A 24,405-nucleotide genomic window follows, 5' to 3' on the forward strand; every position below is an offset into this window, starting at 1 on the left:
GGACGCGGGTCGGCCCGAAATGGGGTGTCCGGATCTGGACAGGAGGATTTTGGGGAGGGGACGCTACTCGAGGCGATCCGGAAGCACGGTGCAGACTACCGAGCGCCGGTGGCGCGGCCCGTCGAACTCGCAGAGGAACAGGCCCTGCCAGGTGGACAGGCCCAGGCGGCCGTCGATCAGGGGGATGGTCTCGGAGGGGCCCACCAGGCCGGACTTCAGGTGAGAGTCGCCGTTGCCGTCCTGGGCGTCGTGCTCCCACACCCCGCGCGGAATCGTGTCACGGAGCAGCCGGACCACATCGCGGGGGACGCTGTCGTCCCAGTTCTCCTGGATCATGATCCCCGCCGTGGCCCCCTGCACGTAAACCGACACCAGGCCGTCGGGGGCCCCGCATTCCCGCACCACGCCCTCCACCTGAGGGGTGATGTCCACCAGCTCCTCGCGCTCGTGGGTGGCGACCTCGATGATGCGGCGCATGGCTATCTCCCTTCGCGGCTTGCCCGCCGGCCAGGATAGCAGGGGGGCCAGCTGCCCCAGAAACGACCCCGCCCCAAGCATTTGACCGCTCGGTAAGCCCCCCGTGAGAATGAAGTCCCGGACACCGGAGACTCCCATGCCCCGCATCCCCCGACGCCCCCTCGTCATCGCTGCCGTGCTCCTCGTCGCGGCGGCGTGGATCCTCTCGGGCCTGCTCACCCGCCCCGGCCCCGAGCCCGAGAGCCGGGAAGAGCCCCAGCCGATGACCGTGGGCGTGGCCGAGCGCCGCGCCGAACCGGTGGAGGAGCTCCTGGTCCTCCAGGGGGACGTGGAGCCGGACCGCCAAATGGTGGTCCGCGCCGAGACCTCCGGGCAGGTGGCCGAATGGGCCGTGCCCCGCGGCGCCCGGGTGGAGGAGGGGGACCTCCTGGCGCGGCTGAAGATGGACGATCGGGAGGCCCAGCTCCGCCGGGCCGAGGCCCGGCTCGCCGGCGCCAAGAGCGACTACGAGGCCACCAAAGCCATGGCCGAGGACAACTTCATCGGCGAGCTGAACGTCGCCGTGAAGGAGGCGGAGCTGGAGGCCGCCCGGGCCGAGGTGGAGGCGGTACGCCTCGACATCGAGCACACCCGCATCAAGGCCCCCATGACCGGCACCGTCAACCGCCGCATCGCCGAGCGCGGCGACTTCCTGGGGGTAGGGGGGGAGGTGGCGGAGATCGTGGTCAATGACCCGCTCCTGGCCGTGGTGCAGGTGCCCCAGCACCGCGAGGGCGACGTGGAGCCGGGGCAGGAGGCGCGCATCCGCTTCCTGGACGGCCGCCGCGCCAAGGGCGAGGTGACCTTCGTCGCCCCGCTGGCCGACCCCGCCACCCGCACCTTCCGCCTGGAGGCCACCTTCCCCAACCCCGACGGCGACCTGCCCTCCGGGATCAGCGCCGAGGTGGTGATCCCGGTGGCGGAGAGGAAGGCCCACCGCGTCTCCCCCTCCCTCCTGGTCCTGAACGACGACGGGCGGCTCGGGCTGCGGGCCGTGGAGGACGGCGAGGTGGTCTTTCACGAGGTGGAGATCGTCCGCGCCGACGAGCAGGGGGTCTGGGTCACCGGCCCGCCGGATGAGCTGACCCTCATCACCGTGGGCGGCGGCTTCGTGCGAGCCGGGGAAACGGTGCGCACCGAGGCGGCCCCCGCCCCCGGCGAGGGCGGTCCGTGAGGGCGCTCATCGCCGCCGCGGTGGGCCGGGCCCGGGCGGTCCTCCTCCTGCTGGGCATCCTGCTGGTGCTGGGCACCGTCTCCTACGCCACCATCCCCAAGGAGGCCAGTCCGGAGATCGACATCCCCATCTACTTCGTCACCGTCCCCTACCCCGGCATCACCTCCGAGGACGCCGAGCGCATCCTGCTCCGCCCGTTGGAGCGGGAGCTGCAGTCGGTAGCCGGGCTGGACGAGATGCGCTCCTGGGCCGGGGAAGGCTTCGCCATGCTGCGGCTCGACTTCGACCCCGGCTGGGACAGCGGGCGGGCCCAGGCCGACGTGCGGGAGCAGGTGGACCAGACGGAGCCGGAGCTCCCCGAGGAGGCCGAGGAGCCCCAGGTCTCGGAGGTGGACGTGTCGCTGTTCCCGGTGCTCACCGCCACCCTCTCCGGCCCCGTGGACGAGCGCACCCTGCTGGAGACGGCCCGCGACCTGCGCGACCGCCTGGAATCCCGTCCGGGCATCCTGGAGGTGGACATCGGCGGCGAGCGCGAGGACGTCATGGAGATCCTCGTGGATCCCCTGATCATGGAGTCCTACAACCTCTCCTACGCCGAGCTCACCTCCGCCATCCAGCGCAACAACCTCCTGGTCACCGCGGGCAGCATGGACACCGGCGCCGGACGCATCTCGGTCAAGGTACCCGGCACCATCGAGGGCCCCGACGCGGTGGAGAACATCGCCCTGCGCAGCCACGAGGGCACGGTGGTGCGCGTGGGGGACGTGGCCGAGGTGCGGCAGACCTACAAGGACCCGGACAGCTTCGCCCGCATCGACGGCAATCCGGCGCTGTCCCTGGAGATTCGCAAGCGCAGCGGGGCCAACATCCTGGAGGTGGTGGGCGAGGCCCGGGCGGTCATCGAGGAGGCCCGCCAGCAGGCCCCCGAGGCCCTGGAGGTGCGCTACCTGCAGGACGCCGCCGAGGACGTGGCCGACTTCCTCGGCGACCTGGAGAACAACGTCATCACCGCCGTCCTCCTGGTGGTGCTGGTGATCGTCGCCGCCCTCGGGGTGCGCGCCTCCCTGCTGGTGGCGGTGGCCATCCCCGGCGCCTTCCTCGGCGGGATCCTGGCCCTCGACCTGCTCGGCTTCACCCTCAACCTGGTGGTGCTGTTCTCCCTCATCCTGGTGGTGGGGATGCTGGTGGACGGTGCCGTGGTGGTGGCCGAGCTGGCCGACCGTCACCTCGCCGCGGGCCAGCCGCGCCGGGCCGCCTACCGCGACGCCGCGGCGCGCATGGCCTGGCCGGTGACCACCGCCATCGCCACCACCCTGGCGGTCTTCTTCCCCATGCTCTTCTGGCCCGGCGTGGTGGGCGAGTTCATCGTCTACCTGCCGGCCACGGTCATCCTCACCCTGCTGCTGTCCCTGGCCATGGCGCTGATCTTCGTCCCCACTCTGGGCTCGGTGGCGGGCCCCCGGCGGGCCCTCAACCCCGTGCTGACGCGCCAGATCCGGGCCGCCGAGGCGGGCCGCTGGGAGGAGCTGGGCCGGGTCAACCGGGCCTACGTGGACGCCCTGGCCGTCGCCTGCCGCCGGCCGGGCCGGACCCTCCTGGTGGTGGCCGCGGCCACCGCCGCCGTCTACGCCGCCTGGGCGGCCCATGGCCGCGGCGTCTCCTTCTTCCCCGACATCGAGCCCCGCTTCGCCCAGATCCAGATCCAGGCGCGGGGCGACCTCTCGGTGTGGGAGGCGGACGACCTGGTCCGCCGCGTCGAGGAGCGCATCGCCGGCACCGAGGGCATCAAGACGCGCTACGCCCGTACGCTGGTCTCCCAGCAGCGGCGCCTGGAGGGCGACCTCGCCGAGGACGTCATCGGCATCATCCAGCTGGAGCTCACCGACTGGCGCACCCGGGCGCCCGCCTCGGAGGTCCTGCAGGAGCTGCGCGGGCGGATCACCGACATCCCCGGCCTGAAGATCCAGGTCCGCGAGCAGGAACGCGGCCCCACCTCGGGCAAGCCGGTGGTGGTGGAGGTCCAGGGCGAGGACGAGGGACAGCTGAAGGCGGCGGTGGAGGAGGTGCGCCAGCGCATGGCCGAGGTGGGCGGCTTCACGGACGTGGAGGACGACCGCCCGCCGCCGGGGGTGGAGGTGGAGCTGCGGGTGGACCGCGAGGAGGCGGCCCGCCACGGGGTGGACATCGCCCTGCTCGGCCAGGGCCTGCAGACCCTCACCGAGGGCACCCTGCTGGGCACCTACCACCCCGAATTCACCGACGAGGCGGTGGACATCCGGCTGCGCCTGCCCACGGACGCCCGCCACCTGCAGCAGCTCGCCACCCTGCGCCTGCCCACGGAGCGGGGCCTGGTTCCCCTGCGCAACTTCGCCGAGCTGGAGCCGGTCCCGGCCACCGGCCTCATTAAGCGCCGGGACGCCAACCGGGCCCACACCGTGGAGGCGGACGTAGCCAGTGGCGAGCTGGTGGACGAGCGTCTATCCGCCCTGGAGGAGGCCCTGGCGGAGGACCCCCTGCCCGGGGAGGTGGACTACGCCTTCCGGGGCGAGCGGGAGGACATGGCGGAGTCCACGGGCTTCCTGACGCGGGCCTTCTACCTCGCCCTTGGCCTGATGGTGGTGATCCTGGTGACCCAGTTCAATCGCTTCACCCAGGCCGGCCTGGTGCTGTCCGCCATCCTGTTCTCCACCGCCGGGGTCCTGGTGGGGCTGCTCCTGCGGGGCGAGCCCTTCGGCATCGTCATGAGCGGCATCGGCACCCTGGCCCTGGCGGGGATCGTGGTGAACAACAACATCGTCCTCATCGACACCTACAACGTGCTGCGCCGGGACCACGACCTGGCGCCCCTGGAGGCCGCCCTGCGCACCGGCGCCCAGCGCGCCCGGCCGGTGATCCTCACCGCCGTGACCACCATCCTGGGGCTGGCGCCCATGGTCTTCGGCCTCACCATCGACTTCGTGGGCCGCGACTTCCACATCGGCGCCCCCTCCACCCAGTTCTGGACCCAGCTGGCCACCGCCATCAGCGGCGGGCTGCTGCTGGCCACCCCCCTGACCCTGTTCTTCACCCCCGCCATGCTGGTCTGGCTCGACCGGCGCCGGGACGGGGACCAAACCGCCCCCGCCTGAGCCCGGCCCCGGACCGCCTCACCCCTCCCCTGCGCCCCAATGCGCCGGGCCCGGCTTTGACCGGGCCCGGCCCCAACTGGATAATCCGCCACCTCTTCCCCCCTGCCCAGCGGGCTTTGAAAACCGAGCCTGCAACGCCCATGAGCAGCCCCGACGCCCAGCCGACCCCCGCCGAGATCGAGGAACGCGAGCGCCTCGCCGAGGTGAAGTCCCGCCTGCAGCGCGCCCTGGGCGCCCTTGACAGCTACGCACGGGAGATCCAGGAGCTGAAGGAATACCTGTGGGACAGCCGTGGGGACATGGACCACGCGGAGAAGGTGGCCGCCCGGGAGCAGGTCCAGCAGTCGGTGCGCACCGGCGAGCTCACCCCCTTCGTGCAGGACGGATAAACCGCCCCAGCTTTTCCGTGGCCTGCTTTCCCTCCCTTTTGCAGCTTCCCACAACCGCCCGTCTATTGCCTTGGCAAAGCCGCCCGAAGGGCGGTTCCCTTTCCTTTTCCGGCTTCCTGTTCCGCAACGAGAACGCAAGCACATTGCAAGGAATTCCTTATATACAAAACTACTTATTTAAATACTATTATTGAATTTTGCCCGATAATCCTTTACCAAATACACCGCCCGGAAAGCTGAAAGAGGTTCACTTCTATACCGCTTTCCAGGCCCGTTTCTTTGCCCCGCACATCCCGAAACGGGGGGATAAGGGATGCCTCAATCTTTCTGCAGAGCAGCTGGAACCCTTTTCCAACGTTTGTTTTCCAAAACCCTCCCCTTGCCTACGGAATCCGGCCCATGGAAGGGCCTCCATCCCACAAGAGGACCCGGTTTATTCCCCGTACTCCAGGGCCTATCCCGGGAACGGTCTCGCAACTTCAGACATCTTTTCCTGAATTCGGAGGAAACTGCGGGGATATCGGACAAGCGGATGACAACCCATATAAAAATGGTATCATTCGCCCTCCATTTAAACCCGACCCCAAAAATCAGAAATTCACACGCAGGCCCGGTCGAGCTGACCGGGTCCCGGCGGCCCGGATTCAGAAGGCAGGAGGCCTAGCATGCCGAAGGAAATCCGAGTGGGAACGAGGGGCCTGCGGGAGGACGCCCTCCGCACGCTGCCGCTGTTCCTCCAACGGGTCGCCCTGGAGAAGGAAGGGGAATGGCGGCTCGTATCCGGGGAGGAGGCGGCCGACGTCCTGCTGGTGGACATCGACCGGGCTGACCCCCCCGGAGGGTCCGGGACCGCGGCCGCGCAGGATGAAATCCCCGTGGTTGCCGTGTCCGATGACCCCGGCCGGTTGCCCCCGGGGCGCCCCGGGCTGGTGTACCCCCTCCGGGCGCAGGAGCTCGGGCGAGCCCTGCTCCGAAGCACGGGGGCGGAGCCCTCGGAAAGCCCGGAATCGGAAACGCCTGCCGAACCTGCCCAGCCTGCCCCCGGAGCCAAGGGCAATCCCCCGGCCGGGCCCTGCAGCCGGAAGGTGGCCGAGCTCATCGAGCCGCTGCGCAGGGAGCAGGCGGGCACGGATCTCCGCCTGGATCTGGAGGACGGCCACTACCTGGCCGCCAGCCCGGAGAAGGGCTACTTCGTGACCACCCTCCATATCGGGGGATTCGCTCACCAGTGCCCCGGCCTAGCGGAAAAGGAATGGCAACCCATTCGGGGGGGCCTGCCCGAGGGCCAAGGACCGCGCAGGTCCATGGCCCAGCTGGAATGGCTCCTGGCCTATTTCGGGGCGCGCGACGGACTGCTGCCCCAGATACCCCGGGACGCCGGATTCACCCTCCAGGCCTGGCCCGACTATCAGGTGGTTCCCATGGCGGCCAACAAGCCCCGGGTCTGGGCCTATCTGAAGGGACATGCGGCGGACGCCGGGACCATCGCCGCGGCGACGGGCGTGGATTGGGGGGAGGTGGTCGGCTCCCTCAACGCCGGATGGCTCGCGGGGGCGGTCCGCTCCGCCCCGGTGACCACCCCCAGCCCGGCCGGGAGCAAGGACGGTACCGCCAAGGCCGAGATCATCGGCAAGATCCAACAGCGCCTCGGGCTCCAGCCGGGCGGCGAGTAGCCAGGAGGAGGAACCACTTGTCCGAAATCAAACTGGTCTTCGCCGGGCCCACGGGAGCGGGGAAGACCGAGGCCATCTCCCAGATCAGCGAGAAGCCGCCGCTCAGCACGGACCTCTCCGCCTCGGACGAGGTGGCTCTGCAGAAGGCGACCACCACCGTGGCCATGGACTTCGGGGAGCTGACCCTGCCGGGCGGGGAGAAGCTCCACCTCTACGGGACCCCCGGCCAGGAGCGGTTCGCCCATATGTGGCCCATTCTGGCCCGCGGCAGCCTGGGGATCATCCTGCTCATCGATCACACGGCCAACGATCCGGCCGGGGATCTGGAGCTCTACCTCCGCTCCTTCCGCCCCCTCATCGAGGAAACCGCGATCGTGATCGGAGTGACGCGCAGCGACCTCGCCCCCGAGGTAGACGCGCAGCCTTATCACGACCGGCTGGCGGAGCAAGGGCTCGATTACCCCGTGCTGTTCGTGGACCCGAGGGACCAGCAGGACGTCCTCATGATGCTGGACACGCTGTTGGCCCTGCTGGAATTCCAATAAAGCCCCTCTAGGACCCCCCCCACACCCAAGAGGACAAGCCATTGAGCACTGTGGCCGAGCACGAGGGCTACCAGGCCCGCCTGAAAGAGCTTCTTGAATCCCAGACCGAGGTGACGGGCGCCGTCATTTCCACCGAGGACGGGCACGCCCTGGCCGGCTACAGCCGGCGTGAGCTCTCGGGCGAGCGCATCGCCGCCATGAGCAGCTCTTTGGTGGGCCTGGGCGGCACCATGGCGCACACCGTGGGCCAGGGCGAAAACGAGTTCGTCATCGTCCAGAACAACGACGGCTACGTGGCCACCTTGCGCATCGACAACCGGCACCTGCTGACCGTGGCGGCCAAGGCGGGCATCAATCTGGGCATGCTGCTGACCCTCAGCCGCAATACCGCCAAGGACCTGGCCGCGATCGTGGGCAAATAACCCCGCCCGAACCGGAGCCAACGGCCCCAGCTGTGAAGGGGCAGATGCATACCCCGAGGGGAGGGCCTTCCCCAGCCCATGCCACATAGGAGGAAGCACCAATGGCGAGCACTCTCAACGATGTCGTCGCGGACATGCTGGAACAGGTGGACGAGGCCCTGGGCGTGGCCGTAGTGGACCTGAACTCCGGCCTGCTGCTGTCCGTGGCGCACAACGTGCCCTATTTCACCCAGAGCTACCTAGACGCGGTGGCCGCGGCCGCCGTGGACATGTTCCGGGGCAAGACGGTCAGCAACGTGGAGAACCTGATCGCCCAGCAGCGCGGCGAGGAGCCAAAGCGCCACGTCCAGGAAGTGCAGATGGGCACCACCCATACCCACCACGTCATGTCCATAGTCCCCGACAAGCCCGACGCCCTGCTGGTTCTGATCACTAGCAAGAAGGCTAACCTGGGCATGGCCTGGGCGGCGATGAAGAACAACCTGCCCAAGGTGGCGCCCTACTGCCCGTAGGGCGGCGAGCGAGCGGGCCCTTAGCGCCCGCTCCGCAGTCGATCAAGGAGGGGCCGGGGGAATCCCTGCCCCTCCATTTCGTCGATCACCGGATCCACGTCGTAATCCACCCGCCGATGGGACAGTTCGCCCGTTTCCGGATGGAACAGGGCGAAGGCCGCACCCGGCTTTCCGTCCCGGGGCTGGCCCACCGACCCCGGACAGACGAGGCAGTGCCGCCATTCTCGCAGTTCCTGCCCCGGATCCCCCGAGAACCCGTCCCTACCCTTCGCCGTCCGGTAATAGGTGCCCTGAATGTGGGTGTGCCCGTGGAAGCAAATGGGCACACCGCGATCCTGGAGCTCGTCCAAGTTGGCCTCGTAGGTCATATGGTAGACGTAGCCGTTGAAAAAGGTCGGATCGCGCGGCGCGCCGTGCAGCGCCAGCCAGTCCTCCCCCTCCAGGCAGCAGGGCAGACCGTCCAGCCAGCCCTTGGCCTCCTCGCCCAGCACCCCGCGGGTCCACTCGATCACCCAGTAGGCGGTATTGGAAAACCCCTTCCGGGACTGGCTATTGGCCGCGGCATGGTCGTGGTTGCCCTTTAGGAGAGTCAGCCCGGAGTCGCGCAGGAGCTCGATGCATCCCTGGGGATGGGGGCCGTAGCCGACCACATCGCCGAGGACGATGCCCCGGGTAATCCCCTCCGCCTTCAGGTACGCCAGCACCGCCTCCAGGGCCGGGCGGTTGGCGTGGACGTCGGCGAGGATCGCCAGGAGGTCGGATCCGGTACGCTCGGTGCTTCCGGTCGCCTCCGGGGCGGCCATCCGGGCCCGGAAGGAGGGATGCCCGGACTGGATCCCCTCCACCAGGGCCGTGCGCCGCTCCGCCTGCTCCGCGTTCGCCACGAACAGGCGGTTGAGCCGCTGGGCCAGGACCCGCAGCCAGTGGGGATCGCCGAAATGCCGCAGGATCCCCCGCCCCAGCTCCTGCCCCAGGGCGGTCAGCCCCTCCGTCCCCAGCCCCAGGGGCAGGCGGATCCAGTAGCCCAGCGCCTCGGCGAGGGACCGGAAGTCGTCCCAGTCGTAGGTGTCGTCATCGAGGTAGAACAGCCGTCCTTGGCGGTCCCGGCCGAAGTTCGACAGGCCTTCGTCGAGGCGCTTCCCCGGCCCCGTGGCCGCCTCCAGATAGACCCCCAGCAGGCGCGCCAGCAGCCGGTACTGGTCCTCACCGCTCAGGACCGGGAGCTCCTGATGCAGCGGTTCAAGCAGGGGGGCGACGTTGCCGATCCGGTTCTCGCCGTCCACCCGGGCCAGGAACCAGGTCTTGGCGGGATGATGCAGTCCCAGGGCCCGCTCGCTGTCCAGGGCGTGACGGACCCAGCGCCGGGCGGTGTCCCAATCCAGGTCCAGATCCAGCCGGACCTTGGCCACGCGCCCGTCCCCGCACACCACGCCGGTGCCCGGACGGCCCGTGAAAAACTCCCCGCGACCGAGCGGCTCGGGGGCCTGCTTGCCCATCAGCTCGGCGACCACCGCCTCGGCGTACGCCTCCCCGGGGACGACCGCGCCCACCACCTCGACGCGCTCCACCCCGGGGCCGGGAAAGGGCTCAAATTCGGTCATGAGGGTCCATCTTTACTCCGCTGTTCGCGGTTCCGGGCCTGCATTCTCCCTTTTTTAATCTACCAGGGACAGGGCTCGCGAGGCCCATGCTGCTGGAGCTTTTTCCCTGCGCGGATGGGGCCCGGCGGACGGAGCCCATCGACTGTTGCCAACCCCTGTGCACCGATCGATAATCCTACCTGGGATTCCCTTCCCAAGGGCCATTTCGGGGGTAGCGCCATGCAAGGAGCCATCCGTTCCCACGCCGGTCCCGTGCTGCTGACGGCCCTGCTGGGCCTTCTCTGCGCGGGACCCGCCCTCGCCGAAGAATCCGGCGGCGGCAACCCTTTCCTCGCCGAGGCGGGCGGGGAGAACGGGGACGACAAGGCCGACAAGGCGAACGGGGCCGAGGACAGCGGCGAGCGCGGCTCCGAGGACCGCTGCGGCGGCGGCTGGGCCGGCAAGGCCGACTCCGACCCCATGGAGCCGGACCCCGATGAGCAGATGGGCAAGTGCGGCCGCTGCTTCGGCGGGGACGAGTAGCATGCGGCGCCGGCGCTTCCTGCAGGGGGCGCTGGCGGGCCTCGGCGCCTGGCTGGGGCGGCCGGTGCTGGCGCCCGGGGCCCGGGCCGCGCCGCAGGAAGGATCCGGGCCGGACGGCTGGGAGGTTCTGGAAGCCGCCCTGGACCGCCTCCTGCCCGCCGACGGGGACGGCCCCGGCGCCCGGGACATCGGCGCCGCAGACTACCTGCGCACTACCCTCAACGGGCCGCGCATCGACCCCGAAGACCGGGACTTCCTTCTCCAGGGCGCCGACTGGCTGGACGACGCCGCCCGCAAGGAGGCCGGCGCTCCCTTTCCCGACCTGCCGCCCGTCAAGCAGGACGCCGTCCTGACCACCATCGCCCGTAGCGACGCCGGCGACCGCTGGCTGGCGCGGCTTCTGGATCATCTGTTCGAGGCCCTGCTCGCCGACCCCATCTACGGCGGCAACGCTGGCGGCCGGGGCTGGGCCTGGCTGGAGCACCGGCCCGGCTTTCCCCGCCCCCCCGCCAGCAAGACCTATCCCCGCCTGGCCGAACGGTGGTACGCATGAGCGCCGAGCCCGACTTCGACGTCTGCGTGGTGGGCAGCGGGGCCGGCGGCGCCCCGGTGGCCCTGGCCCTGGCCGAGGCCGGCTACTCGGTGGTGGTGCTAGAGAAGGGCCCGCGCTTCACCGAGGAGGATTTCTACAAGGACGAGTTGGCCTGCTGCCGGCGGGACGTGTTCACCCCGAGCCTCCGGGACGAGCGCCACGTCATCGCCCCGGAGCGGGGCTCCCCCACCAGCACCGCCGACTCCGGCGTCAGCTGGTGGAACGGCAACTGCGTGGGCGGGGCCACCAACTTCATGAGCGGCTACTTCCACCGCCAGAAGCCCGTGGACTTCCGCCTGCGCTCCGAATTCGGCCCCGTGGACGGGGCGGACGTGCGCGACTGGCCCATCGGCTACGAGGACCTGGAGCCCTACTACGCGCGGGTGGAGCGGGAGGTGGGCGTCTCCGGACGGGTCACCGACCACCCCGCCGCCGAGCCCCGCTCCACCGACGACTTCCCCCATCCCCCCACCGCCGAGCACGCCGTGGCCGGCTGGATCGACGACGCCGCCCGGGAGCAGGGCCTGCACCCCTTCCCCGTGCCCCGCGCCATCCTGCCGGCCCCCGCCGGCGGCCGGCAGGGCTGCAGCTACAGCGGCTACTGCGGCGGCTACGGCTGCCCCACCGGTGCCAAGGGCAGCAGCCGGGCCGCCCTGCTCGACCGGGCCGAGGCCACCGGCCGCTGCGAGGTCCGCGACCGCTGCCACGTCCACCGCCTGGAGAGCGACGCACGCGGCCGGGTCACCGCCGCCGAATACTTCCACTACCCCGACCCCGAGGGGCGGCCGCGCACGGTGACGGCGCGCTCCTTCGCCGTGGCCTGCCAGCCGGTGGAGACCGCCCGGCTGCTGCTGACCTCCCCGGGGCCCGCCCACCCCGACGGCCTCGCCAACGGCAACGGCCTGGTGGGCCGCTACCTGCTGTTCTCCGCCGGCGGCACCGGCGGCGGGCTGCTCGCCTACGACGACCTGGACTCCGGACGGGCCTCGGAGCTGGCGGTGGAGGGTCCCTTCGTCAATCGGGCGGTGCAGGACTGGTACACCCTGGAGGCGGACGAGGTGGGCGGGCGAGCCAAGGGGGGCACCGTGGACTTCCTGCTGGCCCACAACAACCCCATCGCCCGGGCGTCGGGCACCAAGCGCGACGCCGAAGGCGGCCTGGTGTGGGGCCGGGCCCTCAAGCGGCGCCTGAAGGAGCGCTTCACCGAGGGCCGGCAGGTGCGCTTCGAGGTGTTCTGCGACTGGCAGCCCCTGGCGGACAGCCGCGTGACCCTCGACCCGGAGGAGACCGACCGCTGGGGCCGCCCGGTAGCCCGCGTCCACCTCGCCCACCACCCCCGGGACCTGGCCGTGGGCCGCCACATCGCCCGGGGCACGGCGGAGGTACTGCGCGGGCTGGGGGCGCGGGACGTGGACTGGTCGGTGAGCGCCAACCCGCCGGTGAACCTGGTGGCCGGCGGCTGCCGCTTCGGAACCGACCCCGCGGAGGCCGTCCTCGACCCCGACTGCCGCGCCTTCGGGGCCGACAACCTCTACATCACCGACGCCAGCTTCATGCCCACCGGCGGCAGCGTCCCCTTCACCTGGACCATCTACGCCAACGCCTTCCGCGTGGCCGACCGCATCCGGGAGAGCCTGTAGCCGGCCTGAAGGACCCTCTCCCGGGTCCTCAGGTCCCGCAGAAGGTCTGCTCCACCACCTCCTCCGGCCTGGGCGGCCGGGCGAGGTGCTCGTAGCCGGGGTGGTCGGCGTAGGGGTCCGCAAGGACGGTGAGCAGGTCGTCGATGGGCCGGAGGTCGCCCTCGTGCATGGCCGCGGCGATGGCCTCCTCCACGCGGTGGTTGCGGGGGATGTAGGCGGGGTTCACGGCGCGCATGGCGGCGCGGCGCGCTTCGTCGCCGCTGTCCTCGGCGGCCAGGCGGTCACGCCAGGACCGGGCCCAGGCGTCGAAATCGGCGGGGTCCGCGAACAGCTCGCGCACGGCCTCGTCGTTCTCGGAGGGCTCCCGCCCCAGGTCGGCCAGGCGGCGGAAGGTGAGGGTGAAGTCCGCCCGCTGCACGGCCATGCGGGCGAGCAGGTCCAGGGCCAGATCCTCGTCGCCGTCGCGCTCCTCCATGAGCCCCATCTTGCGGCGCAGGCCGGCGTGGTAGCGGGCGTTCAGGCGATCCTGGAAGGGATCGAGCATCTCGTGGGCGGCGGCCACGGCGGTGTCCGGGTCGTCGGAGATCAGCGGCAGCAGGGCCTCGGCAAAGCGCGCCAGGTTCCATTGCGCGATCTTCGGCTGCTGGTCGTAGGCGTAGCGGCCGTGTCGGTCGATGGAGCTGTACACCGTGGCGGGGTGGTAATCGTCCATGAAGGCGCAGGGGCCGTAGTCGATGGTCTCGCCGGCGATGGAGACGTTGTCCGTGTTCATCACGCCGTGAATGAAGCCCACCAGCAGCCAGTCGGCGACGAGGTCGGCGGTGCGGTCGGCCACCGCGCCCATCAGCGCCTTGTAGGGCTGCTCGGCTTCGGCCACCTCCGGGTAGTGGCGCTCGATGACGTAGTCGGCCAGGGCGCGAACGGTGTCCAGGTCGCCGCGCCGGAAGAAGTACTCGAAGGTGCCCACCCGCACGTGGCTGGCCGCCACGCGCGTGAGCACGCCGCCCGGCTCCACCTGCTGGCGCAGCACCGGATCGCCAGTGGCCACCATGGCCAGGGCTCGGGTGGTGGGGATACCGAGGGCGGCCATGCCCTCGCTCACCAGGTACTCCCGAATCACCGGCCCGAGGGAGGAGCGGCCATCGCTGCCGCCCCGGGAGAACGGTGTGCGCCCGGAGCCCTTGAGCTGGAGGTCCCGCCGCACCCCGTCGCGATCCACCACCTCGCCCAGCAGCACGGCCCGGCCGTCGCCGAGCTGGGGCACGAAGTTGCCGAACTGGTGGCCGGCGTAGGCGAGCGCCAGGGGCTCCGCGCCCTCGGGGACGCGGTTGCCCGCTAGAACCTCCAGCCCCTCCGGGGCGGCCAGGGCCTCGGCATCGAGACCGAGCTCCTCGGCAAGATCCGCGTTGAGGCGCAGGAGCTGCGGCTGGGAGACCTCCGTGGGCCCTACCCGGGCGTAGCAGGCCTCCGGCAGGCGGAGGTAGCTGTTGTCGAGCGCCAGCGGCTCGGCGGCGGTGGTTTCGGCTTGGCTCAAGGTGATCGCCCCGTTTCCGGGCCACCGTGGCGGCCCGGATCTAATCCCGAGTAATTGTGTAAGGAATGCACACGAATTGTGCGGGTCCCGGGCGGCGGATTCAATGGGCCGGGGGCGTCAGCCGGCGGCCCCCAGGGCCGCCAGGGCCAGGTGCATGCCCTGCACCAGGACGATCACCAGGATCAGGGCCACGGGATAGACGGAGGAGTACGCCACGATGGGGCGCTCGGAGCTGTCCACGCGGCGGATGATGTCCAGGCCGGGGGTGAAGGTCATGCCCCCGCAGATGACCCCGAAGCATTCGCTGACCGGGATGCGCAGCAGGTAGTGGCCGATCAGGAAGCTTCCGGCCATGGGTACCACGGCCAGCAGGAGGGCGTAGAAGGCGTAGTAGATCGCCTGGAAGTCCAGGGATTCCACGAAGCTCTGCCCCGTCTCCAGGCCCACCTGGACGAAGAACAGGGCCAGGCCCAGCTCCTTGAGCACCGCCGTGGCGTTGCGCGGGAAGCGGCCAATGAAATTGCCGATCCGGCCGAAGTGGCCGAAGATCAGCCCGGCCACCAGCGCGCCGCCGGCGATCCCCAGGGAGAAGTTCCCCAGCCCGGGCAGGGGCACCACCAGGCCGCCGAGGGCGAAGGCCAGGAAGAGGATGGCGGCCAGGGAGCCGATGTCCACGCGGCGCTGCACGGTGTGGTGCTCGTGGCCCAGGAACAGCTCCAGCTGGTCCAGCTGGTAGGGCGTGCCCACAGCCACCACCACGTCGCCGTAGGCCAGGGTCTCGTCCTCGTTGGGCACGAACTCCAGGCTGCCGCGCATGACCCGGGTCAGCGAGGCGTTGAAGCGCAGACGCAGGCCCAGGTCCCGCAGGGAGCGGTTCACCACCGCGGTGTTCTCCACCACGATGGAGCGGGTATCCAGCTCGGAGTGCTCATCGAAGGACTCCTGCACCTCCTCGCCGATGGCGCCGCCCACGGCCTCCACCTCCTCCGGCACGCCCTCCAGCCGCAGGAGGTCGCCCTTCTGCAGGACGGAGCTGCCGCTGGCGGAGCGCACCGACAGGCCACGCAGGATGCCGGAAACCGCCACGTCGTGCTGCTGGAACAGCTCCACGTCCCGGATCAGCCTGCCGTGGAGCTCCTCGTTATCCAGCTTGTACACCGCCGCGTGCAGGCGGCTGCGGCCCCGGACCTCCGCCGCCATCTTGTCGCGCAGGAGGCGGACGGCGATGCTGATGAACAGGATCACCCCCACCAGCCCGAAGGGGTAGCCCACACCGTAGCCGAAGATCACCTCCTGCTCGGGGCTGAACTGGAGGGCGCTGATCAGCGCCGGGCTGGAGGTGAAGGCCCCGGCGAACAGCCCCAGCCCCACCCCCACGGGGATACCGAACAGGGCGATGACGGCCACCGTGTTGACGCCGGAGATGGCCAGCAGGACCAGGACATTGGTGATGAAGCGCCGGCCGTGCTGCTTGAAGGCGCGAAAGAAGCTGGGTCCGGCCTCCAGGCCCACGCACAACAGGAACAGGACGATGCCCAGATCGGCGAGGATGGGCAGCGGGTCGAACTGGTAGAAGTAGCCCGCCACCATGGCGGCGATCAGCACGCCGCTGGAGCCGAAGCCCACACCCTTGATGGTCAGATTGCCGAAGGCGATGCCGATCAGGACCAGCAGGAAGGTGATGACCAGATCGGACTTCTGGAAGAAGATCTGGATGGGGATCAGGACATCGGCTTCGGGCATGAGGGCCTCGGTTCGCCTGTGGGCGGTGGGGCAAAAAAGCCCGTCACCACCCAGGGTAGCAGGATGGGGGACACGCACCATCCCGGGACGGGGACAAAACCGTGCCCGCCCTCTTCGGCGCGCACCTCGGAAGGACCCCCGGGCCGGGCTTCGGACAAGGTAAGGAGGCAGCCATGGACCCATTCCTGCAGGCCGCCCTGGAGGAGGCCGAGGAAGGCTACCGCGAGGGCGGCGTCCCCATCGGCGCCGTCCTCGTACACGGCGACCGCATCCTCGGCCGGGGCCACAACCAACGGGTGCAGCGGGGTAGCGCCGTCCTGCACGCCGAGACGGCCGCTTTGGAGAACGCCGGCCGCCAGCCGGCCAGTGTCTACCGGGAGTGCGCCCTCTACACCACCCTGTCGCCCTGCCCCATGTGCTCCGGGGCGGCCCTGCTCTACGGCATTCCCCGGGTGGTGATCGGCGAGAACCGGAACTTCCTGGGCGAGGAAGAGCTGCTGCACTCCCGGGGGGTAACGGTGGAGGTCCGGCAGGACCCCGCCTGCATCGACCTCATGGTCCGCTTTATCGCGGAAAAGCCGGAACTCTGGAACGAGGATATCGGGGTGTGAGGACGGCCGAAATTCGGTAGGGTGACGCGCCTCGCCACCGCCACACCCGACCACGGGGGGAGAACATGCGCCACAACATCGCCCACGCCCTGATCCAGGACGAGAACATCAACTTCGCCGTGGTGTCCGTGGTGGACGCCGCCATCGCCCAGCCGGAGCAGGCCGAGAAGCTCGTCGAGACCCTGCAGGCCGCCTACGGCTGCCCCGTGGTCCTCATGGGCCAGGACAACCACCAGCTCTTCGGCCGCCAGGACATTGTCGACTTCCTCAACCAGTTCGAGCCGGCCCAGCTGCCCTGGGAGGAAACCGAGATCGACATCCCCGACCCTTCCCGGGGCGAGGCGTAGCCCGGAACGCAGGATCAGTGGAGGAAGCTTGCGGGGGAAGGCGGGGGTAGGAGCGGCTTGGCAGCCGCGACCCGGTTCCGCCGTATTCCAACCGGCGGCTTCATAACTTGAGGCTGGACTACCAGGCCCGGGCAAAATCCGCGGAAGATTATCGCCAGGATCCGAAAGCCGCCGATAATCCCGAGTCCCTTTCCCTTTTAACAAGTACGCATTCTTCCCGAGGCAAGCCAGGGAAGCCAATGGCGCCGGAACTAATAGCAATTGATTGTGGCAAATCGGGCATTCCCAGCAATGGCAAAGGGGGCGGCAAAGCCGCCCCCTTTGCGTCGTTTCTGGCTCAAACGCCTAAGGCACGTAGCAACCATAACTCACGTCGTCCGAGCCCAAGCGGTCGGCACTGGTCCGCTGCACGAAGGAATCTCCCCCGTCCGATGAAATAAACAAGCCCTGATCTATAGTACCGACATATAACCGCGAGCCGCCGCAAGTGGACACGGCCTGCCCGCTGGAGGGGGAGGCCAGCCCGCTAAAGCTTTGGCCATTGTCCACCGACTTCGCCACCTCGGAGGTCATAGTCGCTGCGTAGACAGCACCAGAACTGTCCACGGCCACGCTTTCGGTGCGGCTCTCCGGCAATCCAGCCGCTTCGGTGCGGGTAGTAAAGGTTGCCCAATCGTCATTGGATACGGATATGCCATCACTATGACTGATATAGACGTTGGTACCGTCTACAGCTATCCCCCCTTGGGCCCCGTAAACCTTCTCCCCCGTATCTGTGAAGGTGCTACCCCCGTCGGACGATTCATCAATGAAGCCGCTACCGGTAACGGCATAAATTTGGTCACCATCTGCGTATACTCCATCTATAAAAAGCTCTTGCAGACCATCATCTTGCGTCATGAGCCGCGCAGTACCGTCATCAGCCAACTCAAGAACACCATCGGTACCAACATAAAGCGTGTTTCCACTTATATCGAGGTCACGTATACTCGAAATTTCCCCTAAAATTTTACCCATATTTCTTACTACGAACGTTTCTCCTTTATTACGGGTACTAACAATAGAATCATAACCGCTGCTATTGTTAAGTTGAAAATAGAGGGTTCCATTGTCCGCTTTTACAATCTGCCGAAAAGTTCCCTCAGGGAGTCCCCTCTGTTCCCAGGTTGTGCCCCCGTCGGTGGTTTCGAAGTAGGATGGATAGGCTCCGGCCAGGATACGGCTTCCGAGGGCGGCCACGGCAATGACGTGTGTCGAGCTGTCCCAAGAGGCAGGATCATATGAGGTAAAAGTATCTCCAGAATCATGCGATACCGATATACCATCATCAGCCCCGATATACACATCGGTACCGTTAACTTTTATATCACGAATGTGATTGCTAACCAGGCCCGGGTGGGTGGAGACAGTTCTGCTTGTAAAACTCTCCCCACCGTTGTCTGAAATTGACAGCCCCCCCTCATCAAAGTAGTACCCAGAAGACCCGGCGTAGAGCCTACCGTTACCGAGGGCAAGAGCTTTTACGTCGTTGTCTGCCAGACCATCCTCTGTGGTCCTGGTGACGAAGGTGGTTCCACCATCCGTTGATATGGAAAGCCCTTGGCTGGTCGCCGCGTAAAGGGTGGAGCCGTCGACCAAAATGTCTCTCACATTGTTAGAAACCAGTCCATCGGCTTCCGTAAGGTGGGTGAAGGTGTACCCCTTATCCGCCGACACCGCTACGCCGTCCCCGAGAGTGGCCAAATAAACCTTGTTACCATCCAGTTGCACCGCCGATACGCTGGTACTTCCTGTTCCTTCGGGATACCGTTTTTCAAAGGATGCACCACCATTGGTGGATCCATACAGGCCCTCGTCGGTGGCTATGTAGACCTTGCTGCCCTTCGCATATATATCCTCCACACCAAGGTAGTACCCATCCTCGCCTTTTAGGGTGCGGCCCTTCCAAGTGGCCCCGTCGTCATTGCTTTTAAACAGCCCTCGCTCGGTTCCGCGGTAGAGCCGCCCATTTGAGGGGTCGAATGTGAATGCTTGGGTTGTTCCCGGAGGCGCGAAGTTGACAAATGAGTCCGGGGTTTTTCCGATCCCGCGAGATATTCCGCTGCTAGTCGAAACAAACGTGAAGCCATTATCGGAAACGGAATAGGCCTCCTCCCGTACCGCCTCCCGGTTCCCGGCGTTGTCCTCCGCGTAATAGCGCAGATCCGTATTGCCCAATCCAATCTCAATTGCACTAGCAGAACCGCCCGTCACAACGGTTCCGTTTTCCGGTGATAGGCTGGGAATACTGCCATCGGTGGTATAGACGATACGTGCGCAACCGGACCCGCCGCCATCATCGCAGGTCAAGGTGACGGATTGCCCGCTTGTGTAGACGCCCCCTGTCACGTCCGCGGATGTTACCGGCTCGTCGCAATCCGGGTGGGTGGTGAAGGTAAAACTGCTGGGCGATGCAAGGGGATTTCCGGCCAGATCGGTGATACCCGTACCGGCCGTAACGGTGTGGGTCGTATCACATGCCAGTCGCTCATTCGGTTTCAGTGTGGCGGTGTTGGTCCCGGAATCATATGAGATTGTCCCAACAACACCATTGTCGACACTGAGATTGGCACCGATCAGGGTCGATTCTAATATTGCTTCACTAAACGTAATTTTGATTGAATCGGTAACTTGCACATACGTAGCCCCATCCTCCGGCGTTATACTTGTCACTTCCGGTGGCGTGGTATCAATTTCGTATTCGGTGCTCTTAACCGGTTCGCTGTTCCCTGCATGGTCCACGGAATAATACTTCAGGGTAGTCGTTTCTCCGATTTCGATGGGACCGCTATAGGGAGTGGAACTAGCCGTCGGCGTACTACCGTCGGTCGAATAAAAAGTTCCTGCACAGCCGGTGCCCGTGGAACCGTCATCACAGATAAGCTCCACTGACTGGGTGGTGTTGTAACTGCCGCCCTGGACGGAAGGTGTAGTTTCCGGGGGGATCGTATCCGGGGCAGCCCTCGTGGTGAATGCCGCGCCATACCCTGCAAATGGTTCGCCATTCACCCCTTTCACCTCGTCAGTGAGGGCAACGGAGTAAAAGGTGTCATAGGCGAGCGAATCGGCGGGGGTGAAAGTCACACTGTAAGTGGAGCTGTCCTGGGAGTAGCTGCCTGATATCAGCTGGCCGCCCCCTGAGACTACAAAGGACTCCCTATCCACCGTGGCCATGTCCACACAACCATTGAAAGTGGCAGTCACTTCTGTGCTGACGGGGATATTGTTGGCTCCGTCGGCGGGGGTCATGTCGGTAACCTGGAGGGAGGAAATCTCAGGGCTGCTACAGTCGGAGGCCTCTTTTGAGCTACCCCCCCCACTACTGCTCCCGCCGCCCCCACCCGAGCAGCCGATCAACCCAAGGCCACTTAGGATACACACCGCCACATAATAGAAAGGTTTTTTTGGGATCACTTTGCCCCCCCTTTTGTGATAATTTTATTAAGGCTTGAAGTAATCATTTACTTTAAAAACTTTTTTCTTATTCCTATACGGTCAATAATGCGAAACAGACCGCAGGAATTACGCGACCTAACAAGACAAACAGGAGAACCCTAAATACCGGAATGTGGCGTTGGACTTGGGATTCCGAGCTTCAAATTAGAGCGTCCTTGAGGCCTTGCGCCTTAACTAGGTACAACCACCAGGAAGGTTTTGCGCAGTGACCGTTCAGTCTTTTGATTTTGCAAGCCGGTTACCAAAGGTACAGCTCCAAGGAGTAAACAAGAGGCCAATAAAAGCCTCCATTGCCCAAAATAGCTGTACGCTTTTACCTTCCTCATTTCTAACGCTTTATACCCGATACCATTACTGGACGCAATACACCCCTCTTTTAAAAAACCGATAAAGTCCCACAAAAATTATCAACCACAATTTCATGGCAATACTTCTTGGAATAGGCTCAATTTCCCATCTTGGCACCCAAAGGCATGGATGTTCGGCGCATCCTCTGTATTCCTTACCCTCCAAGCATTCAACGATTGGGATTCCCGCCTATTCCCGATCCCCATAGCGCTCAATGGTTTTAAGTTACTTGTTCATTTGCAAAAATCTATCTGCCATCCCCTATCCCACCCCATCAGTTGGAGATGGCCAAGAAGCTCGTCGAGACCCTGCAGGCCGCCTACGGCTGCCCGGTGGTCCTCATGGGCCAGGACAACGACCAACTCTTTGGCCGCCAGGACATCGTCAACTTCCTCAACCAGTTCGAGCCGGCTCAGTTGCCCTGGGAGGAGACCGAGATCGACATCCCCGACCCTTCCCGGGGCGAGGTATAGGCCGGAAGTCCGGATTGGCGCAGGGAGCTTGGGGGCATAGGGGGGCGTAGGAGCGGCCTCCCGGCCGCGACCGGATAGGAGTTGTGGCGAGCCGAAGCATGGAATCGCGCACTGAAGGGCGCTCCTACGAGGGGGTTCCTATCTGGTACAGCCCTTTCACTCCGGCGGAATCAGATCCTCCATGTCCCCCTCCAAGGCCTCGGCCAGAGTGCGCATGAAGCGCAGCGAGCCCGATTTCCTGCCGGCCTCAAGCTGGGAGATGTAGGACTTGCCCACTCCGGGGACTTGCGCCAGCTCCTGCTGGGTTAGCCCTCGATATTCCCGCCATACCCGCACCGGATGCTCTCACCTCCAAGAAGGCGATGGACCACCTCCTCGGGTACCGTCTCGTCTTCCCCGCGCGCAGGCTGCGGTTGCGGCTCCTACGGAGCCTCCCCCTGGGTCAGCTTCTGGTATACCCCCAAACCGATTACCAACAGAACAGAGGCAATTAGCAGAAAAGTCGGGTACATCAGCAGACTGATGTCCTTTTTGGCAGCCGAGAAGACGAAAACCAAGGCCTCCATAAGCATGGCAATATTGATAATCACCAGGAACTTGATCAGGGTGCTCCGCTTGCTTCCATTAGGTTTTTGGTCACCGGCGTCAAAAACCTCTTCCTCAACCAGGAATTTCGCCACATCAAATACCGCCATTCCGATAACGATCAATGCGATCCCGTCGAGAAGGGAGGGAATAAACAACGTAGTATTCCCCCATGACAGCCATATCTCATAAACCGCGCCCGCCATCAGCAAGAGAGAAGTCAAACTGAGAAACAGGCTGATGAGGGCGTACACGCCTCGCCCAAGCTGTCTGGTGACGTTCCTCGCCGCACTCACCAATTTTTCCTGCCTTCGGCTCGAATCATGGTAACTGGCCCTCCGGCTCGCTCGGGATGGATGTCGGGAAATGCCTGCGTGTCCCTGGCGCAGCGCCCAGGGGGCGTAGGGCCAAGGGCCGCTGTGCCAAGGGTATTCCGGTACGTCAACCAATGGTGAACCCTGCGGGGTCCCCCGCCAAGTTGCCTTCCATGTAACGAAGGTGGGGACGTGCGGCACGGGGTGATTCGGCGGGTGGCTTCGGCGGTGGGCCAGGGGACGGGCGGCGCTGAAACGCAGGGCCATATTCTCCAGCTGCATCAGCGAGCGGGAGTCGATAGGGGTCAGGCAAACGAAGGGGGTGTCCTTTAGGTTTAGAATGATCACCCCAATCCCCCTGTACAGAACCAACGCGGGAGAATGGCGGCTGGACGCCTTTCCGGGACTTGGCCATCGCCGGAGGAGCGGCCTTGCGCACCGACCACCACAGACCGCCCCGGCGTGGAGAGCGCGGGCAGCGGGACCGTCCGGGACTATTCCGTATCCATCCGGGTGCCCTGGCCCGCCGTCTGCCGCTCTGGCGACTGGTTATCGGGCTCGTCTCTATCGGGGTGGCGGCGCTGGCGGGGGCCTGGATGGTCGCGGGTTTGCTGCCCTTCGTGCCGTCCGTAGTCGACCTACTAGGCGTGGCCGGGGTGCGCGCGGCGGCGGGAGTAATGGTTGCCGGTCTCCTGCTCGCCAGCATCGCGTTTGCCGATTTCTAGGGAGGCCGGTGCGGGTCTCGACTCATTCAGCCTGCAGGAGGTATCGCGATGTTCAAACTGTCCGACCTGTTCATTCTCCTCGCCGTACTCGTATCGTTCGCGGTCTCGGGCTTTCTCTGGTACTCCGGCTACCGCGAGCAAGGAATCTTCACCGCGATTTGGGTACCGTCGATCCTTTGCTTCGGCATCTATTTCAAGCTCGCCGCGCTGCTTGCCGCGGGGAAAGACCAATGAGCATTGAACTCCATCTCGTGGTGGCGGTTTTCGTATTCGTGATGCTTCTGATCGGGCTTGTCCTGACCGTGCGGGAGTTCCGCCAAATCCGGGCGGGCAAGTGAGGCCGAGGCAAATCCAGAGGACAGCCCCTCAGCGAACCCCGTACTTGGAACCTGGTCGCTCATGGGCAGCACGGCGCCGCCGAAAAAGCCCTGTCGGCGCATCTCGATGGCCTTGCCAGAAACGCGGTCGTAAGGAAAGGACACCCACTTTCTAAAGAACGTCCAACCAGGGCAAACCGAGCAGGTATCCTATAGGTTCAATTACCTAGCCATGGCCGCGTTTGCCCTGTTAACCGCCGCAGGAAGCGGTGTCCTATAGTGACCCGCCCCGCTACCCGACGGAGATCCCCGAGCCCGAGCCGATCACCCCGAAAATGGTCAACAGCCAGAGAATCACCACAATGACAACGACCACGTTAAGGATCTGTTTGATTGTGCTGTTCATCGGGATATAGCTATTTATTAGCCACAGCAGAACGCCGACAACTATCAAGGTGATAACGATACCGATCAGCGACATGGGGTTACCTCCTTGAGGTTACGCAGGTACCGATTCCTGCCACAGGAAATGCATATTCCGGACCAATCGAGGCAATGCGGGCATTTTCGTTTTACTGGAATCGTTTTTTTAGGATTTTTCGCGCAAGACTGTTAAATCGTCCGACATCTGCAATCGCCCTGGAGTTGCCCCGTTTCAGTGGACAGGTAACAGTTTGGTTTACGCGGCATCCCGCCAGGCCGCTTCATAGGCCTTCGGGGCCTGCTGGCCGAGGGCGGAATGGCGTCGCCTCAAGTTGTACCAGCCCTCGATGAATTCGAAGATCGCCCGCTTGGCCTCCGCATGGTTTCGGAAGCGCTGGCGGTCGATCAATTCGCATTCGAGGGTAGCGAAAAAGCTCTCGGCCAGGGCGTTGTCGTAGCAATCACCGACTGAGCCCATGGATTGGGCCACACCGGCCTCCTGGCAGCGCAGGCCGAACGCCAGCGACGTGTACTGGCAACCCTGGTCCGAATGATGAATTACCGACTCCGGCTGGCGACTCTGAATCGCCATATCCAGGGCGTTTAGTACCAGCTCGGTGCGCATGTGGCCGGCCATCGACCAGCCGATCACCCCGCGGCTGAAGACATCGAGCACCACGGCCAGGTACAGAAAACCGGCGTCCGTGGGTACATAGGTGATGTCCGAGACCCAGAGCGTATCCGGTGCCTCGGCCTGGAAGTCCCGCTCCACCCGG

24 protein-coding genes are annotated in these 24,405 nt (G+C 65.9%); 15 read left to right on the forward strand and 9 right to left on the reverse strand.

Going from position 1 to position 24,405, the window contains the following annotated elements:
* Positions 1-63 precede the first annotated feature (63 nt).
* Positions 64-477: a secondary thiamine-phosphate synthase enzyme YjbQ gene (locus AN478_RS06025; protein ID WP_054965709.1), complete on the reverse strand. Its 414-nt coding sequence runs from the start codon at positions 475-477 to the stop codon at positions 64-66.
* A 136-nt stretch (positions 478-613) separates the two neighbouring features.
* On the opposite strand from AN478_RS06025, the gene AN478_RS06030 reads away from it, so the two are divergent.
* The 7 genes from AN478_RS06030 to AN478_RS06060 all read left to right on the forward strand — a co-directional run bounded on the left by AN478_RS06030 (position 614) and on the right by AN478_RS06060 (position 8,359).
* On the forward strand, positions 614-1,690 hold the full coding sequence (locus tag AN478_RS06030; protein ID WP_054965710.1) for an efflux RND transporter periplasmic adaptor subunit: 1,077 nt from the start codon (positions 614-616) through the stop codon (positions 1,688-1,690).
* Positions 1,687-4,818 (forward strand): efflux RND transporter permease subunit, encoded by a 3,132-nt coding sequence (locus AN478_RS06035; RefSeq protein ID WP_054965711.1) that lies wholly within the window; start codon positions 1,687-1,689, stop codon positions 4,816-4,818. Before AN478_RS06030 ends, AN478_RS06035 begins: the two co-directional genes overlap by 4 nt.
* A gap of 140 nt (positions 4,819-4,958) precedes the next feature.
* On the forward strand, positions 4,959-5,207 hold the full coding sequence (locus AN478_RS06040) for a hypothetical protein (RefSeq protein WP_054965712.1): 249 nt from the start codon (positions 4,959-4,961) through the stop codon (positions 5,205-5,207).
* Positions 5,208-5,872: 665 nt separating this feature from the next.
* The gene (locus AN478_RS06045) at positions 5,873-6,880 is read left to right on the forward strand and encodes a hypothetical protein (RefSeq protein ID WP_143004141.1); all 1,008 of its coding nucleotides are present in this window, start codon (positions 5,873-5,875) and stop codon (positions 6,878-6,880) included.
* Positions 6,881-6,897: 17 nt separating this feature from the next.
* On the forward strand, positions 6,898-7,425 hold the full coding sequence (locus AN478_RS06050; RefSeq protein ID WP_054965714.1) for a GTP-binding protein: 528 nt from the start codon (positions 6,898-6,900) through the stop codon (positions 7,423-7,425).
* A gap of 50 nt (positions 7,426-7,475) precedes the next feature.
* Positions 7,476-7,847 (forward strand): roadblock/LC7 domain-containing protein, encoded by a 372-nt coding sequence (locus tag AN478_RS06055; RefSeq protein ID WP_231627350.1) that lies wholly within the window; start codon positions 7,476-7,478, stop codon positions 7,845-7,847.
* 101 nt (positions 7,848-7,948) lie between these two features.
* The gene (locus tag AN478_RS06060; protein ID WP_054965716.1) at positions 7,949-8,359 is read left to right on the forward strand and encodes a hypothetical protein; all 411 of its coding nucleotides are present in this window, start codon (positions 7,949-7,951) and stop codon (positions 8,357-8,359) included.
* A 20-nt stretch (positions 8,360-8,379) separates the two neighbouring features.
* Here AN478_RS06060 and AN478_RS06065 read toward each other — a convergent pair whose 3' ends face one another.
* A complete protein-coding gene (locus AN478_RS06065; RefSeq protein ID WP_054965717.1) occupies positions 8,380-9,960 on the reverse strand; it encodes a metallophosphoesterase family protein in 1,581 nt (526 codons plus the stop codon).
* A 219-nt stretch (positions 9,961-10,179) separates the two neighbouring features.
* Between AN478_RS06065 and AN478_RS06070 the strand changes: the two genes are divergently transcribed.
* From AN478_RS06070 to AN478_RS06080, 3 genes are read left to right on the forward strand one after another with little or no spacing between them, the layout of a single operon-like run.
* Positions 10,180-10,482: a hypothetical protein gene (locus AN478_RS06070; protein WP_143004140.1), complete on the forward strand. Its 303-nt coding sequence runs from the start codon at positions 10,180-10,182 to the stop codon at positions 10,480-10,482.
* 1 nt (position 10,483) lies between these two features.
* On the forward strand, positions 10,484-11,035 hold the full coding sequence (locus AN478_RS06075) for a gluconate 2-dehydrogenase subunit 3 family protein (protein ID WP_054965719.1): 552 nt from the start codon (positions 10,484-10,486) through the stop codon (positions 11,033-11,035).
* A complete protein-coding gene (locus AN478_RS06080; RefSeq protein WP_054965720.1) occupies positions 11,032-12,714 on the forward strand; it encodes a GMC family oxidoreductase in 1,683 nt (560 codons plus the stop codon). The genes AN478_RS06075 and AN478_RS06080 overlap by 4 nt, the downstream gene beginning before the upstream one ends.
* A gap of 28 nt (positions 12,715-12,742) precedes the next feature.
* Here AN478_RS06080 and AN478_RS06085 read toward each other — a convergent pair whose 3' ends face one another.
* Both AN478_RS06085 and AN478_RS06090 read right to left on the reverse strand, forming a co-directional pair.
* Complete coding sequence (locus AN478_RS06085) at positions 12,743-14,248, reverse strand: protein adenylyltransferase SelO (RefSeq protein WP_054965721.1); 1,506 nt, start codon at positions 14,246-14,248, stop codon at positions 12,743-12,745.
* A 117-nt stretch (positions 14,249-14,365) separates the two neighbouring features.
* Positions 14,366-15,991, reverse strand: coding sequence for an aspartate:alanine exchanger family transporter (locus tag AN478_RS06090; protein ID WP_054965722.1), 1,626 nt, complete (start codon positions 15,989-15,991; stop codon positions 14,366-14,368).
* A gap of 173 nt (positions 15,992-16,164) precedes the next feature.
* Here AN478_RS06090 and AN478_RS06095 point away from each other — a divergent pair, with 173 nt between their 5' ends.
* On the forward strand, positions 16,165-16,602 hold the full coding sequence (locus AN478_RS06095; RefSeq protein ID WP_054965723.1) for a nucleoside deaminase: 438 nt from the start codon (positions 16,165-16,167) through the stop codon (positions 16,600-16,602).
* A 65-nt stretch (positions 16,603-16,667) separates the two neighbouring features.
* Positions 16,668-16,949: a hypothetical protein gene (locus tag AN478_RS06100; RefSeq protein ID WP_054965724.1), complete on the forward strand. Its 282-nt coding sequence runs from the start codon at positions 16,668-16,670 to the stop codon at positions 16,947-16,949.
* A gap of 345 nt (positions 16,950-17,294) precedes the next feature.
* Here AN478_RS06100 and AN478_RS13505 read toward each other — a convergent pair whose 3' ends face one another.
* Positions 17,295-20,402 carry an Ig-like domain-containing protein gene (locus tag AN478_RS13505; protein WP_317622993.1) on the reverse strand — a complete coding sequence of 1,036 codons (3,108 nt, stop codon included), beginning with the start codon at positions 20,400-20,402 and terminating at the stop codon, positions 17,295-17,297.
* A 674-nt stretch (positions 20,403-21,076) separates the two neighbouring features.
* On the opposite strand from AN478_RS13505, the gene AN478_RS06105 reads away from it, so the two are divergent.
* The gene (locus tag AN478_RS06105; protein WP_054965725.1) at positions 21,077-21,265 is read left to right on the forward strand and encodes a hypothetical protein; all 189 of its coding nucleotides are present in this window, start codon (positions 21,077-21,079) and stop codon (positions 21,263-21,265) included.
* A gap of 156 nt (positions 21,266-21,421) precedes the next feature.
* Here the strand turns inward: AN478_RS06105 and AN478_RS13510 are convergent, their stop codons facing one another.
* Positions 21,422-21,601: a helix-turn-helix transcriptional regulator gene (locus AN478_RS13510; protein ID WP_074471404.1), complete on the reverse strand. Its 180-nt coding sequence runs from the start codon at positions 21,599-21,601 to the stop codon at positions 21,422-21,424.
* A gap of 86 nt (positions 21,602-21,687) precedes the next feature.
* On the reverse strand, positions 21,688-22,146 hold the full coding sequence (locus tag AN478_RS14380) for a general glycosylation pathway protein (RefSeq protein WP_231627344.1): 459 nt from the start codon (positions 22,144-22,146) through the stop codon (positions 21,688-21,690).
* Between the two features lie 449 nt (positions 22,147-22,595).
* On the opposite strand from AN478_RS14380, the gene AN478_RS06115 reads away from it, so the two are divergent.
* Positions 22,596-22,889, forward strand: coding sequence for a hypothetical protein (locus AN478_RS06115; RefSeq protein ID WP_054965726.1), 294 nt, complete (start codon positions 22,596-22,598; stop codon positions 22,887-22,889).
* A gap of 48 nt (positions 22,890-22,937) precedes the next feature.
* Positions 22,938-23,123, forward strand: a complete 186-nt coding sequence (locus tag AN478_RS06120) for a hypothetical protein (RefSeq protein WP_054965727.1) — start codon at positions 22,938-22,940, stop codon at positions 23,121-23,123.
* A gap of 375 nt (positions 23,124-23,498) precedes the next feature.
* Here AN478_RS06120 and AN478_RS06125 read toward each other — a convergent pair whose 3' ends face one another.
* On the reverse strand, positions 23,499-23,687 hold the full coding sequence (locus AN478_RS06125; protein WP_054965728.1) for a Thivi_2564 family membrane protein: 189 nt from the start codon (positions 23,685-23,687) through the stop codon (positions 23,499-23,501).
* A gap of 198 nt (positions 23,688-23,885) precedes the next feature.
* A partial coding sequence (locus tag AN478_RS06130) for an IS3 family transposase (protein ID WP_156344087.1) occupies positions 23,886-24,405 on the reverse strand: 520 nt, incomplete at its 5' end.

This window comes from Thiohalorhabdus denitrificans (genome assembly GCF_001399755.1).
GTDB lineage: Bacteria > Pseudomonadota > Gammaproteobacteria > Thiohalorhabdales > Thiohalorhabdaceae > Thiohalorhabdus > Thiohalorhabdus denitrificans.